At 65.9% G+C, this 15,181-nt stretch carries 14 protein-coding genes; 10 read left to right on the plus strand and 4 right to left on the minus strand.

Features of this window, described 5'->3' with window-relative positions:
- Positions 1-51: 51 nt before the first annotated feature.
- Both NUW50_RS01925 and NUW50_RS01930 read left to right on the plus strand, forming a co-directional pair.
- A complete protein-coding gene (locus tag NUW50_RS01925) occupies positions 52-642 on the plus strand; it encodes a sigma-70 family RNA polymerase sigma factor (RefSeq protein ID WP_258287365.1) in 591 nt (196 codons plus the stop codon).
- Positions 639-1,280: a DUF1109 domain-containing protein gene (locus NUW50_RS01930; protein WP_258287366.1), complete on the plus strand. Its 642-nt coding sequence runs from the start codon at positions 639-641 to the stop codon at positions 1,278-1,280. The genes NUW50_RS01925 and NUW50_RS01930 overlap by 4 nt, the downstream gene beginning before the upstream one ends.
- Positions 1,281-1,301: 21 nt before the next feature.
- On the opposite strand, the gene thrS is transcribed toward NUW50_RS01930, so the two are convergent.
- Complete coding sequence (gene thrS / locus NUW50_RS01935) at positions 1,302-3,263, minus strand: threonine--tRNA ligase (RefSeq protein WP_258287368.1); 1,962 nt, start codon at positions 3,261-3,263, stop codon at positions 1,302-1,304.
- A 149-nt stretch (positions 3,264-3,412) separates the two neighbouring features.
- On the opposite strand from thrS, the gene NUW50_RS01940 reads away from it, so the two are divergent.
- The 3 genes from NUW50_RS01940 (at position 3,413) to NUW50_RS01950 (ending at position 6,009) form a co-directional block, all read left to right on the plus strand.
- A complete protein-coding gene (locus tag NUW50_RS01940; RefSeq protein ID WP_258287369.1) occupies positions 3,413-4,165 on the plus strand; it encodes an alpha/beta hydrolase in 753 nt (250 codons plus the stop codon).
- Entirely contained in the window at positions 4,166-5,119 is a 954-nt protein-coding gene (locus tag NUW50_RS01945; RefSeq protein ID WP_258287370.1) for an alpha/beta hydrolase, read from the plus strand.
- Positions 5,120-5,292: 173 nt separating this feature from the next.
- Positions 5,293-6,009 (plus strand): alpha/beta fold hydrolase, encoded by a 717-nt coding sequence (locus NUW50_RS01950; protein WP_258287371.1) that lies wholly within the window; start codon positions 5,293-5,295, stop codon positions 6,007-6,009.
- On the opposite strand, the gene phaZ is transcribed toward NUW50_RS01950, so the two are convergent.
- Positions 5,993-7,279 carry a polyhydroxyalkanoate depolymerase gene (gene phaZ, locus NUW50_RS01955; RefSeq protein ID WP_258287372.1) on the minus strand — a complete coding sequence of 429 codons (1,287 nt, stop codon included), beginning with the start codon at positions 7,277-7,279 and terminating at the stop codon, positions 5,993-5,995. The two genes, NUW50_RS01950 and phaZ, sit on opposite strands and share 17 nt — an antisense overlap.
- Before the next feature lie 120 nt (positions 7,280-7,399).
- On the opposite strand from phaZ, the gene NUW50_RS01960 reads away from it, so the two are divergent.
- The 5 genes from NUW50_RS01960 to phaR all read left to right on the plus strand — a co-directional run bounded on the left by NUW50_RS01960 (position 7,400) and on the right by phaR (position 12,292).
- Positions 7,400-9,235: a PHA/PHB synthase family protein gene (locus tag NUW50_RS01960; protein ID WP_258287373.1), complete on the plus strand. Its 1,836-nt coding sequence runs from the start codon at positions 7,400-7,402 to the stop codon at positions 9,233-9,235.
- A gap of 134 nt (positions 9,236-9,369) precedes the next feature.
- Positions 9,370-9,789 carry a Phasin gene (locus tag NUW50_RS01965; protein ID WP_258287375.1) on the plus strand — a complete coding sequence of 140 codons (420 nt, stop codon included), beginning with the start codon at positions 9,370-9,372 and terminating at the stop codon, positions 9,787-9,789.
- A gap of 81 nt (positions 9,790-9,870) precedes the next feature.
- Complete coding sequence (locus tag NUW50_RS01970) at positions 9,871-10,854, plus strand: hypothetical protein (RefSeq protein WP_258287377.1); 984 nt, start codon at positions 9,871-9,873, stop codon at positions 10,852-10,854.
- 194 nt (positions 10,855-11,048) lie between these two features.
- A complete protein-coding gene (locus NUW50_RS01975; RefSeq protein ID WP_258287379.1) occupies positions 11,049-11,498 on the plus strand; it encodes a phasin family protein in 450 nt (149 codons plus the stop codon).
- Positions 11,499-11,734: 236 nt separating this feature from the next.
- Positions 11,735-12,292, plus strand: coding sequence for a polyhydroxyalkanoate synthesis repressor PhaR (gene phaR / locus NUW50_RS01980; RefSeq protein WP_258287380.1), 558 nt, complete (start codon positions 11,735-11,737; stop codon positions 12,290-12,292).
- 182 nt (positions 12,293-12,474) lie between these two features.
- On the opposite strand, the gene NUW50_RS01985 is transcribed toward phaR, so the two are convergent.
- Positions 12,475-13,842, minus strand: a complete 1,368-nt coding sequence (locus tag NUW50_RS01985) for an aminotransferase (protein WP_258287381.1) — start codon at positions 13,840-13,842, stop codon at positions 12,475-12,477.
- A 99-nt stretch (positions 13,843-13,941) separates the two neighbouring features.
- The gene (locus NUW50_RS01990; RefSeq protein ID WP_258287382.1) at positions 13,942-15,144 is read right to left on the minus strand and encodes a DegT/DnrJ/EryC1/StrS family aminotransferase; all 1,203 of its coding nucleotides are present in this window, start codon (positions 15,142-15,144) and stop codon (positions 13,942-13,944) included.
- Between the last annotated feature and the right edge of the window lie 37 nt (positions 15,145-15,181).

A 15,181-nucleotide genomic window follows, 5' to 3' on the forward strand; every position in this document is an offset into this window, starting at 1 on the left:
TTTCGCCGGAGGCTGTAACGTTTCGCCGGACCGGTGCGAATGGAGTGGTGAATGAGCGAGCGCGAGGACCGTTGGGCCGATCTTCTACGGCGGGCCAACCGCGGTGACCGCGCGGCCTATGCGCAGGTTCTTGGCGAGATTGCGCCGGTGTTGCGCCGTGTGGTCCAGGCCCGAAGCCCGGGCCGGGCAGAGGAGGTCGAGGACGTGTTGCAGGAGGTGCTGCTGGCAGTCCACGCCAAGCGTCACACCTGGCGCGAGACCGAACCGGTGACGCCCTGGCTCTACGCGATCGCGCGGTACAAGGCCGCGGATGCCGGGCGGCGCAGGCGCGGCGGGAACTCGGTGCCGATCGACGACCTGGCCGAGGTGCTGCCCGACGAGAGCTTCGGCGAGGTGATGGCCGGGCGCGACCTGGGCCGGATGCTGGCGGGGATCGACGACCGTTCGGCCGGGATCGTCCGGGCGCTGGCCGTCGAAGGCAACAGTGCCGCCGAGGTCGGTGCCCGGCTGGGCATGACGGAAGGCGCCGTACGGGTGGCCTATCACCGGGCCATGACGCGGCTGAAGAAACTGGCGCGCGACGGGACCGAGCCGGCGGCGCAGAAGGTGGCGGGGACCGTCCCCGACGAGAGGCTGGAATGAGAACCGAAGACCTGATCAACCAACTGGCCCAGGAGGCCGCCTTGCCGCCCGCGCCCTCGCTCGGACGCCAGGTCGGGATGGCGCTGCCGCTGGGGCTGCTGGCGACCCTGCTGTTGTATTTCCTGGCCCTGGGGCCGAGGCCCGACCTCTGGCAGGCGATCACGCAGCCGGTCATCCTGGCCAAGACGCTGATCCCGCTGGGGCTGGGCCTTCTGGGTCTGGGACTGGTGCAGCGTGCGGCGCGTCCGGGCGCGCGGCCGGGGGCGGCCCGCTGGGGCGTGGCCGCGCTGCTGGTCGTGGCGGCGGGCCTGCTGGTCTGGGCCTATCTGGATACCGCACCGGATCTGCGGATGACCGGGTTCCTGGGCCATTCGATCCAGGTCTGCCTGCCCTCGATCACGGTCCTGTCGATCCCGCCGTTGTCCGGCCTGCTGCTGGCCCTGCGGAGCGGCGCACCCGAGCATCCGGCGCGTTGCGGGGCCCTGGCGGGCCTCGCCGCCGCCGGTCTGGCGGCGACGATCTATTCGACCTTCTGTGTCGAGGACACGCCGCTGTTCTATGTGGTCTGGTACGGTCTCGGAATCGGGATCGTCACCGGCCTCGGCGCCCTGCTGGGGGCGCGCTGGCTGCGCTGGTAGCGCGCAGCCAGGCGGGAGAGATCAGGCCCGGTCGGCCGCGAGGTCGGGCGGCAGGGCCTCGGTCCTCAGCATCGAGACCACCTCGTCCAGGGCAAGCGTCCGGGTCCGCGTGTCGCCCAGGCGGCGCAGCGAGACGGTGCGCTCGGCCACTTCGCGCTGACCGATGGCCAGGATGACCGGAACCTTGGTCAGCGAATGTTCGCGGACCTTGTAGTTGATCTTCTCGTTCCGCACGTCCGCCTCGGCCCGCAGCCCGGCATCGGTCAGTTTCCGGGTGATCTCCTGCACATAGTCGTCGGCATCCGACACGATGGAGGCCACCACCACCTGCCGCGGCGCAAGCCAGAGCGGCAGCTTGCCGGCCCAGTTCTCGATCAGGATGCCGATGAAGCGCTCGAAGCTGCCCAGGCAGGCGCGGTGCAGCATGTAGGGGCGATGCTTGGCGCCATCCTCGCCGATATAGGTGGCATCCAGACGTTCCGGCAGGTTCGGGTCCACCTGGAAAGTGCCGCATTGCCAGACCCGGCCGATGGCGTCGGTCAGCTTGAAGTCCAGCTTCGGCGCATAGAAGGCGCCCTCGCCGGGGTCGAGCGTATAGGAACGGCCGGTCGCCTTGATCGCATTTTCCAGCGCGGCCTCCATCCGGTCCCAGCTTTCCTCGGTCCCGACCCGCTTTTCGGGCCTGGTGGCGAACATGATCTCGAAGTCATCGAACCCGAGATCGGAATAGACCGAGGACAGGAACTCGATGAACCGGGCGCATTCTGTCTCGATCTGGTCCTCGCGGCAGAAGATATGCGCATCGTCCTGGGTGAAGCCGCGCACCCGCATGATCCCGTGCAGCGCGCCCGAGGGTTCGTAACGGTTGCACGAGCCGAACTCGGCCATGCGCAGCGGCAGGTCGCGATAGGACTTGAGGCCCTGGTTGTAGACCTGCACGTGGCAAGGGCAGTTCATCGGCTTCAGTGCGTTGATGGTCTTTTCGCGGGCGTGTTCCTCGTCCACTTCGACGATGAACATGTTCTCGCGGTAGTTCGCCCAGTGGCCGGACTTTTCCCAGAGCGACCGGTTGACCACCTGCGGGGTGTTGATCTCGACATAGCCGCCGGCCCTCTGCTTGCGGCGCATGTAGTCCTGCAGGGTCGTGTAGATGCTCCAGCCGTTCGGATGCCAGAACACCTGGCCCGGCGCCTCTTCCTGCATGTGGAACAGGTCCATCTCGCGGCCCAGCTTGCGGTGGTCGCGCTTGGCGGCCTCTTCCAGCATGGTCAGATGCGCCTTGAGCGCCTCGCGGTTCTTGAAGGCGACGCCGTAGATCCGTTGCAGCTGCTGGTTGCGGTGGTCGCCGCGCCAATAGGCACCGGCCACCGACATCAGCTTGAAGGCATCCGAGGGAACCTGCCCGGTATGCTGCAGATGCGGGCCGCGGCAGAGATCCTGCCAGTCGCCATGCCAATACATCCGGATCGGCTGCCCGTCATCGGGGATCGCGTTCACCAACTCGACCTTGAAGGGCTCTCCGGCCTTTTCATAGAAATCGATCGCATCCTGACGCGACCAGACCTCGGTCCGGACCGGGTCCCGCAGGTTGATGATTTCCTTCATCTTCTTTTCGATGGCGCCGAGATCGTCCGGGGTGAAGGGCTCGTCTCGGGCAAAGTCGTAATACCAGCCGTTCTCGATCACCGGGCCGATCGTGACCTTCACGTCGGGCCAGAGCTCCTGCACCGCGCGGGCCATGATATGCGCCAGGTCGTGACGGATCAGCTCCAGCGCCGGCTCGTCGTCCTTCATCGTGTTGATGGAGATCGTGGCGTCCATCGGGATCGGCCAGGCCAGGTCCCAGTGCTGACCGCCGACGGTGGCGGAAATGGCAGCCTTCTCGAGGCTCTTGGAGATCGAGGCCGCGACCTGGGCGGGCGTGGTGCCGACCGGGAATTTGCGAACAGAGCCATCGGGGAAGGTCAGGGACAAATCGGCCATCGGGCCATCTCCTCGTCAGTTTGGCGCCTACCAAGCGCCCGGTTGCAAGTCATGTGGGGGGTCATTTGGCGATCCGCCCGGGGGATGTCAACCGGCGCTTGCAGCCGGGCGGCGACGCGTTGCATCAAGGCAGGGACAAGGGGGACTGCATGACCGATTATCTGACTACGCCCGAAGGACGCCGGATCGCCTATCGCCGCACGGCGGGGCAGGGGCCGGAACTGGTGTTCCTGCCGGGATTTCAAAGCGACATGTCCGGGACCAAGGCGGTGCGGCTGGAAGCCTGGGCGCAGGCGCATGGCCGGGCCTTCCTGCGGTTCGACTATTCCGGGCATGGCGCCTCGTCGGGTGACTTCCTGGACGGCTGCATCGGCGACTGGGCGGCCGACGCGGCGGCGGTGATCTTTGCCGCGCCGGGGCCGAAGGTTCTGATCGGCTCCTCGATGGGCGGCTGGATCGGGATGCTCCTGGCGCGCGAGCGTGCCGCATCGGTGGCCGGCTTCCTGGGAATTGCGGCGGCGCCGGATTTCACCTCGGAAGAGGCGCCATGGTCGGCGATGCCGCCCGAGCAGCGGGAGGAACTGGCCCGCGACGGGCGGGTGACGCTGCCCAACCCCTATGGCGACGCGCCGACGGTGATGACGGCGAAGCTGTTTACCGATGGCGCCCGGCAAACCGTGCTGGGCAAGCCGTTGTCGCTGCCGATGCCGGTGCGGCTGCTGCATGGCTCGGCGGATGCCGATGTGCCTCTGGCGGTCTCGCTGGCGGTGCTGGACCATGCACAGGCCCCGGACATGCGGCTTTGCGTGCTGAAGGGTGCCGATCACCGGTTTTCCTCGCCCGAAGCCCTGGGCCTGATCGAGGCGACCCTGGCCGAGCTGCTGACACGGATCGACGGGTAGATGCTGACCGCGCTGGCGATCCTGGCGGCCGGGCTGGCCGGGCTCTGGCTGTTCGGCCCGCGTGAGCCGGTGGTGGACCCCGGGTTCGACGCCGGTCTGCTGGGCGAGGACCTGGACGCCTATCTGGCCCGGGCAGAGGCCGCCGTGCCCGACCTGCGCAGCGACGCCGCCAAGCGGATCATCTGGGCCGGCGCGAAGGGCGCGCAGACCGATCTGGCGCTGATCTATCTGCACGGGTTCTCGGCGGATCGGCACGAGATTTCCCCGGTGACCGAACGGCTGGCGGCGCAGCTGGGGGCCAATCTCTTTGTGACCCGGATGACCGGGCACGGGCTGCCGGGCGAGGCGCTCGGCGCGGCGACGGCGGCGGACTGGCTGCGCGACGCGGGCGAGGCGCTGGCGATCGGGCGGCGGCTGGGGCGGCGGGTGATCGTGGTGGCGGCCTCGACCGGGGCAACGGTGGCGGCGGTGCAGGCGGCCTCGGGGCAGGAGGCGGATGGCTATGTCTTCGTCTCGCCGAACTTCCGGGTCCGGGGGCGGTTCGCCTTTCTGCTCGACGGGCCTTTCGCGCGCTTCTACGTGCCGCTGCTCGCGGGGCGCGAGCGGGTCTGGGAGGCGCAGAACCCCGAACATGCCGCGCATAACACGATGCGCTACCCCTCGGTGGCACTGGTGCCGATGGCCGCCGTTGTCCGGGTGGCGCGGCGGCTCGATCTGGGCCGGGTCAAGGCGCCCTTGCTGGCGCTGATCGACCCCGCCGACGCGGTGGTGGATGCCGGTGTCTCGCGGCGGGTGCTGGCCCGATGGGGCGGCGCCATGCAGGAGGTCGCACCGCCGAAGGTTCCGGGCACCGATCCGAACCGGCATATCATCGCGGGTGACACGCAATCGCCCGGGCTGACCGATTGGGCGGTCGGGACGATGGCCGCCTGGCTGGCGGAATTGCCGCAATGACGTTGCCTAAGTGCAGGAACCTGCCCGTTTCAGGCCGATACCGGCCGCCTGAGGTCGGATAAATGCAAGACCGGCGACCGACCGAAGGCAAGGATCCGCCACCCGGGGTTTCGGCCGGTCCCGACCGGTGCCATGATGGCCTTCGCAGGCCCTCTTCAGACAACAGGTGAGACATGCCGGAGCCGCTGGTCCTTATTGCCGGGCCGCTGATGGATGCACGGATATTCCTTCCGCAGATGATCGGGCTGGGCGACGCGCTGCCGATGCTGCTGCCGCGCCGGGTCAATCCGGGCACCATCGAGGCGATGGCCGAAGCCATGCTGGCCGAAGCGCCGCCGCGCTTTGCCCTTCTCGGGCACGGCAGCGGCGGCATGGTGGCGATGGAGGCCCTGCGCCGGGCACCCGAGCGGATCACCCGGCTGGTGCTGATCGCCACCGATGCGCTGCCCGATCCGGCGGCGGTTTCGGTCGCGCGGGAGAATGCGGTGGTTCAGGCGCGGGCCGGAAAATACGAGGCGGTGCTGGAGCGTGACGCGGCGATTGTCGATTACGCGGGGCGTGGCGATTGTGACGATCTGGCCGGGCTGCTGCGCGACATGGCGCTGGCCGCCGGGCCCGAGGCCTTTGCGACCCAGACACGGGCATTGCAACGGCGCCCCGACCAGCAACGAACCCTGCGGCAGACGAAACTCCCGGCGTTGCTGATCGCGGGGGGCGCGGACCCGCTGTACCGGGCCCGGCGGATGGAATTGATGTCGGGGTTGATGGCCGACAGCCGGCTGGAGATCGCTGCCGGGGCCGGACATCTGGTGACCCTGGAGGCGCCGGACCTGGTCAATGCGGCACTGCGGCGGTTCCTGCTGCCCGAGCCGGTCAGCTCACCGCCTTGATCTGCGGCTTGCCGGAGGGGCGGGATGCCGCCCGGGTCGGCGGGGAATGGGCGTCGATGAAGTCCAGCACCAGCGGCCGGATGTTGTCGCGCCAGCTCTTGCCGGCGAAGATCCCGTAGTGCCCGGCGCCCGGCTCGACATGCGATTCTTTCTTCGAATCGGGCAGGCCGGTGAGCAGGTCGAGCGCGGCGAGACACTGACCCGGCGCCGAAATGTCGTCCTTTTCGCCCTCGACGATCATCACCGCGATGTCCTTGATCTTGCCGATGTCGATCCGGGAGCCGTTCATGGTGAAGGCGTTGCGGGCGATCTCGCGGGATTTGAACACCCGTTCAACGGTGGAGAGATAGAACTCGGCCGTCATGTCCATGACCGCCAGATATTCGTCGTAGAACTTGTTGTGCTTGTCATGGTCGCCGGCCTCTCCGCGTGCGACGCGCATGATCTGGTCCTGAAAGGCCTGGCCGTGCCGCTCGGCATTCATCGAGATGAACGAGGCGAGTTGCAGCAGGCCGGGATAGACCTTTCGCCCGACGCCGGGATAGTTGAAGCCGACCCGCTGGACCATCGAGGCTTCCAGCTGGCCCATGGTGACCCTGCGGCCGAAATCGGTGACTTCGGTGGCGGCGGCATCGGGATCGACCGGGCCGCCGACCAGGATCAGGCTGCGCGGCTGTGCCTTGGGGTCATGTTCCGCCAGCCATGCGGCGGCGGCCAGCGCCAGCGGGGCCGGCTGACAGATCGCCATGACCTGGGTTCGGTGGCCAAGATGCCGCATGAAATCAATGAGATACTGGGTGTAGTCGTCGATGTCGAACTTGCCGGCCGAGACCGGGATCTCGCGCGCATTGTGCCAGTCGGTGATATAGACCTCGCAGTCCGGCAACAGCGACTGCACGGTCGAGCGCAGCAGGGTCGCGTAGTGCCCCGACATCGGCGCCACCAGCAGCACGCGGCGGTTGCGTTCCTTGCGGCCGTGGACCCGGAAGTGGATCAGGTCTCCGAAGGGTTTCCTGACCAGGGTCTCGACCGAAACAACATGGTCGCGGCCGTCCTCATGCGTGATCGAGGTGATGCCCCAGTCCGGCTTGGCGACCATCCGGGCGAAAGTCCGCTCGGTCACCTCGCCCCAGGCGGCCAGCATCTGCATCGCCGGGTTGGGGACGACCTGGGCCCATGGATAGGACCCGAGGGCCTGTGCGGACGCGCCCAGCCACTGGTTCGTGTTCCGGGTCGATTCCATGATGTCGTAAAAGGCCATGTAGTGCATCGGGGTTACCCTGTGTCCTGGGCCGGTCCGCGACCGGCTATGTCATATCGTCACCTTTCCCCCCGCAGCCGGAGACGATATGCTAAACTGTAGCGTAGAAGGTAGGACGGAAGATGCACAATGGCAACGGATGATGCAGGTGCAGAAAAAAGTCTTGCGGTCCTGAACGCCAATTTGGCGAAAGTAGAGGCGCTGACGCAGCGTCTTGTTGCCGCGATGGCGCACAAGCGGCAAATCGACCCAGCCCTTCAGGCGCCGGGGCAGGATCTGTATCAGAAGGCCGCCGCCGCCTGGGTCGCGCAGATGATGTCCGACCCGTCCAAGATGATCGAGCAGCAGGTCAATTTCTGGAGCCGCTCCGTCAAGCATTATGCCGAGGCGCAGAAGGCCCTGGCCGAAGGCCATGCGCCCGAGGACCCGACCGGCCCCGACAAGCGCTTTGCCAACGAGGCCTGGCAGAAGAATCCCTGGTTCAATTTCCTCAAGCAGCAATATCTGATGAGCTCCGAGGCGATGGCGCAGACGGTGCAGGCCCTGCAGGGGCTCGACGACCGCGAGCGCAAGAAATTGAGCTATTTCTCGCGGCAGCTGATCGACATGATGAGCCCGACGAATTTCCTGGGCACCAACCCCGAGGCGCTGGCCAAGGCGGTGGAGACCGACGGGCAGAGCCTGGTGGACGGGCTGGAGAATCTGGTTCGCGATGTCGAGGCCAATGCCGGCGACGTGGTGGTGACGCTGGCCGACAAGGAGGCTTTCGAAGTCGGCGGCAACCTGGCGACGACGCCCGGCAAGGTGGTGTTCCGCAACCGCATGATGGAGCTGATCCAGTATGCGCCGGCGACCGAGGAGGTGCACAAGATCCCGCTGGTGATCTTCCCGCCCTGGATCAACAAGTTCTACATCCTCGATCTCAAGGAGCAGAATTCGCTGATCAAGTGGATCACCGAACAGGGCTTCACCCTGTTCGTGGTGTCCTGGGTCAACCCGGATGCCAGCTATCGCGATGTCGGGGTCGATGATTACGCCTCGGAAGGGATGCTGGAAGCGATCCGGGTGGCGTCGGAGATCTGCGGCGTGCCGAAGGTCAACGTGGTCGGCTACTGCATCGCCGGAACCACGCTGGCGATGACGCTGGCCTGGCTGGAAGCAGAGAAGAAGGAGAAGATGCCGGTGGCCTCGGCGACCTTCTTCACCACGCTGACCGATTTTTCCGATCAGGGCGAGGTCGGGGTGTTTCTCGACGACGATTTCGTCGACGGGATCGAGCGGGAATGCGAGGCGAACGGCATCCTGGACAGCTTCTACATGAGCCGGACGTTCTCCTTCCTGCGCTCGAACGACCTGATCTATCAGCCGGCGATCCGAAGCTACATGATGGGACAGGCGCCGCCGGCCTTCGATCTGCTCTACTGGAACGGCGATTCCACCAACCTGCCGGGCCGGATGGCGGTGGAATATCTGCGCGGACTCTGCCAGGCCGACCAGTTCAGCCAGGGCGGTTATCTTCTGATGGGCCGCAAGGTGCGGCTGCGCGACGTCAAAGTGCCGCTGTTTGCGGTGGCCTGCGAGACCGACCACATCGCCGCCTGGCGGGCCAGCTTCAACGGCGTGGTCCAGATGGGGTCCGAGGACAAGACCTTCGTGCTGAGCGAATCCGGCCATATCGCCGGGATCGTCAACCCGCCGTCCAAGAACAAGTACAGCCATTGGAGCGGCGGCGATCTGGATCTCGATCCGGACGCCTGGCGTGAGGACAGCACCCATACGCCGGGCTCGTGGTGGCCGAAATGGGGCAAGTGGCTGGCCGAGCGGTCCGGCCCGATGGTCAAGCCCCGGGTGCCGGGCAAGGGGAAGGCCAAGGGCAAGTACAAGGCGCTGGCCGATGCGCCGGGAACCTATGTGGTGGCGGTGCCGAAATCCGCGCCGGGCTCCGGCGGCAAGGGTGAGGCGTGATGCCGCATCGCGGCACCCCGTCTTGTAATGCTGCAGCGCAGCATTATCTGGAGATCAGAACGTATGGCTGAATCCAGAACGTGTAACTGAACAGTGTGTCGGGTCAGAAGGTCCGGCCGACAGGAGTATCCCAGATGACCAATCCGCCCGACTTCATGAAGATCATGCAAGATGCCGCCGCCGCCTTTCAGGCCGGCCCGGCCAAGATGCCCGACATGCTGAAGGCCAATGCCGAGATCGCCGAGAAATTCGCCAAGGTGGCGCTTGGCGCGGCCGAGAAATCGGCGGAACTGTCGGCGACCTATGCCCGTGAGACGCTGTCCAAGCTGGGCGAAGTCTCCAAGGTCCAGGCCGAACCGCAAGGCTATGGTGCCGCGATGCAGGCCTTTGCCAAGGCCCAGGCCGACCTGATGCAATCGCAGGTCGCGGCCTTTGCCGAGATCGCCAAGGAAGTGCAGACCGACACCGTCGAACTGATGATGTCTGCCGCCGAAACCGCCAAGGCTGAGGCCGCTGCCGCGATGGACAAGGCCGCGAAGCCGGGCAAGAAATAAGCTGAGCAGCGGCGTCCTGCAAAGGGCTATGCCGCAGCGTCAACTTCTGGCAGGCTATGCGTGTCAACGCAGGGGCCTGCCATGCAAGACCACGCCGCCGCTTCCGCCTCGCAGGCCGATCCGGGCGATGAGATCAATACGGCGCTGGCAGAACTGCTGCCGCGGATGCGCAGCGTCACCCTGATCGGCTGGGGCGTCGTCGCGGGTCTGATCACGTTTGGCTTAATCCTGGTGGCCGGCATTCGCGGCATGCTCAGCGGAATTGATGCCAACCTGCTCCAGGTCTACGCCGTTATCGCCTTTACCTGTGGACTTCTGGTCTACCTCGCCGCGGGATGGACCCGGCGCCGGCACGAGGCACTGGTGTTGCCGATCCTGGCGCGCTCGGCCGGGCTGTCCTACGAACAGAATGCGAGATACTTCGTCGAGAGCGTGCCGCAGCGGATGCTGCCGCGCGGTCGGGCTCGCAGATGCGAAGACCTTGTTGACGGCGAGGTGGCGGGGCGACCGATCGCCTTTGGCGAGGTCAGGATCGAGACCGGCGGCAAGCATTCGACCGTTCAGTTCAGGGGCATTGTGGCGCGCTATGCGCATCGGGTCCCGATGCCGCCCTTTCTGATCGCGGCCGAAAAGGAAACCCGCGGCTGGTTCCTCTTCAAGGGCAATATCGAAGTCGATGGCCTGAGCTTCGTCCGCGCGATCCCGGGCCGGCACGACAGCTACGGGGTCTGGAGCCGCCGGACCCGGGTGGTGGACGAACCGGGGTTCGAGGCGCTTCTTGCGGCGATCCTCGGGGTCGAGGCGGTGTTGGGCCACGACCTGAATCTCTACTCGGCCAGTTCCGACGGGCGCACCACCCACATCGCGATCCGGAACCGGCGCGACCTGTTCCGGCTGGGCGGTCTGTTCTCGACCCGGGGCAATCTGGAAGGCCAGATTCGCGGTGCCCATAGCGATCTGCTGATGCCCATCAAGGTTGTGCAGGTTCTGCTGGATGCCGAGGCAAAGACCCTTGCCGAGTCGCGTGAATCGGCTCCGGAGACCGGCGACAATTCGCCAGCCTGACGTAGGGGCTGCTCTCCCATGGCGGGAAAAGTCCCGGAATTCAGCACCTTCTCAGATTCTCTGCTGCGGCGCAGAAAAACACTTGAAATGCTGCGATGCAGCAAGCATATTCATTGCAACGCAGCGAACGGGCGGGGCGGTCCCGCCGAACCTTAGGAGTGATGGGCGGAGTATCCGCCTGCTTGGAGACAAAAATGGCTAAGACCACCGACTACAACACGATGTTCAAAGACGCGATGAACGCTTTCCCGATGGACATGTCGGCCTTCCAGAACATGTTCAAGACCTCGGCCGGCTACGGCGAGAAACTGTCGAAAGTGGCTCTGGAAGCCGCCGACAAGTCCGCCGAAGTCTCGGCCAAATGGACCAAGGACACCCTGGCCAAGCTTGGCGACGTGACCAAGGTCAAGGAAGACGTGGCCGACTATGGCAAGTCGCTGACCGACTTTGCCTCGACCCAGGCCGAAATGGCTGCCGAGCATATGGCCGCCTTCGCCGAGATCGCCAAGAAAGTTCAGGCCGAAACGGTCGAGCTTCTGATGGCTGCCGGCAAGACCGCGTCGGACGACGCCTCGGCCGCGGTGAAGAAAGCCGCCGCCGAAGTGACCGCGACCGCCAAGAAAGCGGCCGCCGCCGCCAAGTGAATTACCCGCCCGGCTGCGGCCGGACGATTGTGCAGTAACGATTGCCGTGGCTACCGACCTCTCCTCCCTGTCGGAGTCATTGCCGGGGCGGGTTCCATACGGAACTCGCCTCATTTTGTTTGCGGATGCAGCGGATGCCGCCGGTCTCGCCCGGAGGTTGTCCGGACACGCAGGCTTTCCTTTTATTTCCTAACCGACTACGCTTTGCTGCACTGCATCACGGGGAGGGAAGATCCGTGGCCGAAACAGCTTCACAACCGCTTCTGATAAAGCGCTACGCCAGCCGCAGGCTGTATAATACCGAAACGTCCGACTATGTGACGCTGGAAGACATTGCACAATTCATTCGCTCCGGGCGCGAAGTGCAGATCGTCGATCTGAAATCGGGCGATGACCTGACCCGGCAATATCTGCTGCAAATCATCGCCGAGCACGAGAGCCGGGGCGAGAATGTCCTGCCGCTGAACGTGCTGACCGATCTGGTCCGCAGCTACACGACCGAAGTGCAATCGGTGGTGCCGCAGTTTCTGGCGCAGAGCTTCGACATGCTGCGCCAGGGTCAGGCCAAGATGATCGAGAACATCTCGTCCGGCCCGATGGCGAAGATTCCCGGCTGGGAGGCGATGCAGGCCCAGCAGGCGGCCTTTCTGAAGGCGATGACCGGCGGCACCCTGGCCGGCGGCTGGAAAGCCCCCGAGGGCGGCGCCGAGGACGAGGCCGGCGACAAGGACGACCTGGACGAGATCAAGCGGCAGCTGGCCGAACTGCAGAAGAAGCTGTCGAAGCTGGGCTGAACTGTCCGGCCCGGATCGACCCGGGGCGGTTGAGTTCGGCCCCGGACAACCCTTTGGCGAATCCTGCGCGGGGCTGCGCATTTGGCCCTCGGGCCGTCCTCTGGTTTGCCAGCGGGGGAACGGCGCGCAATCGTTGAGCCCCGGGCACCCGCATCAAGTGCGGGGCCCCGGGAGCCGCCCGGCTAGCCAACCTCGGCGAAGACCTCTTCAAGTGCGTTGCCGAGCTTGTCGAACATCTCGTCCATCTGGTCGTCGGTCATGATGAACGGCGGGCAGAGCACCACCGCCTGGCCCAGCGGGCGGCAGATCAACCCGTGATCGGTGCAGGAATTGGCGATCCGCTCGGATACCGAGAGCGACCCGTCGAAGGGCGTCTTCGTGTCCTTGTCCCTGACCGCCTCAAGCGCGCCCATAAGGCCCTTGCCGCGCCATTCTCCGATGTTCCTGTGCTCGGCCAGCCGGGCCATTCCGGCCTCGAACCGCGGCGTCAGGCGGCGGACGTTTTCGGCCAGGCCCTCGTTCATCACCACGTCGATCGCCTTCAGCGCGATGGCACAGCCGACCGGGTGGCCCGAGGCGGTGAAGCCGTGCGGAAACTCCTCGATCGCTTCGGCGGCGGCATCCATCCGGTCCGCCAGTTCCGGCCCCAGGATCACGGCGCCCATCGGGAAGAAGCCGGCGGTGAGGTTCTTGGAACTGATGATCGCGTCGGGCATGAAGTCGAAGGTCTCGCAGCCCCAGGTGTTGCCGGTGCGGCCAAAGCCGGTGATGACCTCGTCCGAGATCATCGGGATGTCGTATTTCCGCAGGATCGGCACGATGGCCTGGAAATAGCCTTCCGAAGGCACGATGACCCCGCCGGCGCCCATCACCGGCTCGGCAAAGAAGCCGGCGATCGTGTCTGCGCCTTCCTTGATGATCGTGGCTTCCAGTTCGGCCGCCATGCGGGCGGTGAACTGGGCCTCGGTCTCGCCCGGATTGCCGTTGCGCCAGTAATGCGGGCAGGAGAGGTGCAGGAAGCCGGGCAGCGGCAGGCCGAAGACCGAGTTGTAGGGCTTGCCGGTCATCGAGGCAGAAACCGCGGTGACGCCGTGATAGGCGTTCAGCCGGGTCAGGATCTTGCGCTTCTGCGGCTTGCCTTCGGCGGCGTGCAGGAACCACAGCATCTTGACCATGGTGTCGTTCGCTTCCGAGCCGGAGTTGGTGTAGAACACCTTGGCCCGTTCGAAGGGCGACACCTCGGAGAGTTTCTCGGACAGCATCACCGTCTGGTCGGACATCCGCCCGAAGAAGGCGTGATAGCCCGGCAGGGTGGAATACTGCTTCTGCGCGGTCTCGATCAGGCCGGGGTGGTCGAAGCCGGCGACCATGTTCCAGAGGCCGGAGTTGGCGTCGAGATACTGGCGGCCGTAGGTGTCGAAGATGTAGGGGCCCTTGCCATGGGTGACGATCACGGCGCCACGTTCGTGGATCGTCGGCAGGTCGGTGAATCCATAGAAGCTGTTGCGATCGGCGCGGGCTTCCCAGCTGTTCGGTGCGGCGTCTCTCATGGGGCGGATCTCCTTTGACTACAGGCTACGCCTGCGCCAAGTCGGCGGCAATCGGGATTGCGCGGATGCCTTGGGGCAGGCGTTCCGGGGGGGGCGGGGTCAGCCGGCCAGCGCCTGCGCGGGGGCCTTGACCGCCTCGGCCGCATCGATGATCGCTTCGGCGATCCGGCTGCATTCCTCCGGGGTCAGCCGGGCCGGAAGCCGGGTGTCGCAGGCCCGCATCAACATGTCGCGGGTGCGCGGCAGTTCCGGCGGCTGGCCGAGGAACTGCCAGTTCCAGAACGCCCGTGCATTGTCGCGGTTGAGGCCGAAGACCTGAACCCCGACGCCGCGGGCCTTGGCCTCGCCCTCGAGCGCCCGGGCCTCGTCATCGGTGAAGCCCTGCAGCGAGAATTGCAGCGAATCCGGGGCGCGAACTTCGGGCGGCAGGGCGTCGGGCACCCGCAGCCACTGGCAGTTGTTCAGACGTGCCGCGACCAGATCGTGATTGCGGCGGCCGTCGCGGACCCGACGGGCCAGTTCCGGCAATTGCGGCCGGATCACCGCTGCCGAGAGGTTCTGCATCCGCATGTTGAACAACGGCAGCTTGTTCTGCCAGCGTTCGCAGGCGCCGGCCAGCGCCTGGTGCTTGCGCCAGTTGTGTTCGTAGGCACCCGACATGATGATCGCGCGGGCCGCCAGATCGGCATCTTCGGTGACCAGGATGCCGCCTTCGCCGGCGTTGACCATCTTGTAGCTCTGGAACGAGAAGCAGCCGATCTTGCCCAGGGTGCCGATGTTGCGCCCGTTCCAGGTGGTGCCCAGCGAATGCGCGGCGTCCTCGACCACGGGAATCCCGGCAGCCTCGGCCAGGTCGAGGATCGCGTCCATGTCCGAGGTATGGCCGCGCATGTGGCTGATGATGACCGCGTCGGCCCCCGGCAGCTTGGCGGCGAAGTCCTCGATGTCGATGCGGTAGTTCTCGGCCACTTCGACCAGCACCGGCACGCAATCGGCGTGGACGATGGCCGAGGGCACCGCGGCAAAGGTGAAGGCGGGGATCAGCACCCGGGCGCCGCGCGGCATGTCGAGCGCCTTCAGCGACAGGAACAGCGCCGAGGAACAGGACGAGACCGCCAATGCGTATTTCGCGCCGAGCAGGTCGGCGAATTCCCGTTCCAGCAGCGCCACCGGCGCGTCGGAAGGGGCCGTGTAGCGAAACAGGTCGCCGGAGCCGAGCAGGCGCTCGATCTCGGCCATGGCCTCGGCCGGGATCGGCTCGGCATCGTAGACATTCGGCATCGTATCTGCAGAATGGGCCATTGTTTCACCTTTTTGAAAACTGCTCTTAAGGATTAAT

Origin of the sequence: Frigidibacter sp. ROC022, from assembly GCF_024723735.1 — a bacterium.
GTDB lineage: Bacteria > Pseudomonadota > Alphaproteobacteria > Rhodobacterales > Rhodobacteraceae > SLM-1.

Excerpts from the sequence above, each read along its gene's own strand:
- NUW50_RS01925 (WP_258287365.1), top strand. The coding sequence starts at position 52 with ATGAGCGAGCGCGAGGACCGTTGGGCCGATCTTCTACGGCGGGCCAAC.
- NUW50_RS01930 (WP_258287366.1), top strand. The coding sequence starts at position 639 with ATGAGAACCGAAGACCTGATCAACCAACTGGCCCAGGAGGCCGCCTTG.
- thrS (WP_258287368.1), bottom strand. The coding sequence starts at position 3,263 with ATGGCCGATTTGTCCCTGACCTTCCCCGATGGCTCTGTTCGCAAATTC.
- NUW50_RS01940 (WP_258287369.1), top strand. The coding sequence starts at position 3,413 with ATGACCGATTATCTGACTACGCCCGAAGGACGCCGGATCGCCTATCGC.
- NUW50_RS01945 (WP_258287370.1), top strand. The coding sequence starts at position 4,166 with ATGCTGACCGCGCTGGCGATCCTGGCGGCCGGGCTGGCCGGGCTCTGG.
- NUW50_RS01950 (WP_258287371.1), top strand. The coding sequence starts at position 5,293 with ATGCCGGAGCCGCTGGTCCTTATTGCCGGGCCGCTGATGGATGCACGG.
- phaZ (WP_258287372.1), bottom strand. The coding sequence starts at position 7,279 with ATGCACTACATGGCCTTTTACGACATCATGGAATCGACCCGGAACACG.
- NUW50_RS01960 (WP_258287373.1), top strand. The coding sequence starts at position 7,400 with ATGGCAACGGATGATGCAGGTGCAGAAAAAAGTCTTGCGGTCCTGAAC.
- NUW50_RS01965 (WP_258287375.1), top strand. The coding sequence starts at position 9,370 with ATGACCAATCCGCCCGACTTCATGAAGATCATGCAAGATGCCGCCGCC.
- NUW50_RS01970 (WP_258287377.1), top strand. The coding sequence starts at position 9,871 with ATGCAAGACCACGCCGCCGCTTCCGCCTCGCAGGCCGATCCGGGCGAT.
- NUW50_RS01975 (WP_258287379.1), top strand. The coding sequence starts at position 11,049 with ATGGCTAAGACCACCGACTACAACACGATGTTCAAAGACGCGATGAAC.
- NUW50_RS01985 (WP_258287381.1), bottom strand. The coding sequence starts at position 13,842 with ATGAGAGACGCCGCACCGAACAGCTGGGAAGCCCGCGCCGATCGCAAC.
- NUW50_RS01990 (WP_258287382.1), bottom strand. The coding sequence starts at position 15,144 with ATGGCCCATTCTGCAGATACGATGCCGAATGTCTACGATGCCGAGCCG.